At 69.8% G+C, this 288-nt stretch carries 1 protein-coding gene; it reads left to right on the top strand.

All coding sequences use genetic code 11. From position 1 onward, the window contains the following. A partial coding sequence (locus tag ACFRCG_RS48650; protein ID WP_380043099.1) for a response regulator transcription factor occupies positions 1-153 on the top strand: 153 nt, incomplete at its 5' end. Positions 154-288 lie beyond the last annotated feature (135 nt).

Raw genomic sequence — 288 nt, 5'->3', positions numbered from 1 at the left:
GCGAGCGGTCTCGGCAACGACGAGATCGCGGCCCAGATGTCCGTGTCGCCGTTCACCGTGAAGACGCATGCGGTGCGGGCCATGACGAAGGTCGGCGCACGTGATCGAGCGCAACTCGTCTCGTTCGCCTTCCGGGCCGGCCTCTACCCCTGAACCTGCCGGGCAGAACCCCCGAAACAGGTGGCCGCCGTGGCGATGCCGAGCAGTCCGGCGGGCGGGACGGCGTGGGCACGTACCTGGAAGATCTCGCCGTCGTGCTGCGCGAGCGGCGTGCCCGGACCTGTACCT

This window comes from Embleya sp. NPDC056575, from assembly GCF_042793325.1.
In the GTDB taxonomy this organism is placed as follows: domain Bacteria; phylum Actinomycetota; class Actinomycetes; order Streptomycetales; family Streptomycetaceae; genus Embleya.
This window is presented reverse-complemented; position numbering and strand designations above follow the sequence as displayed.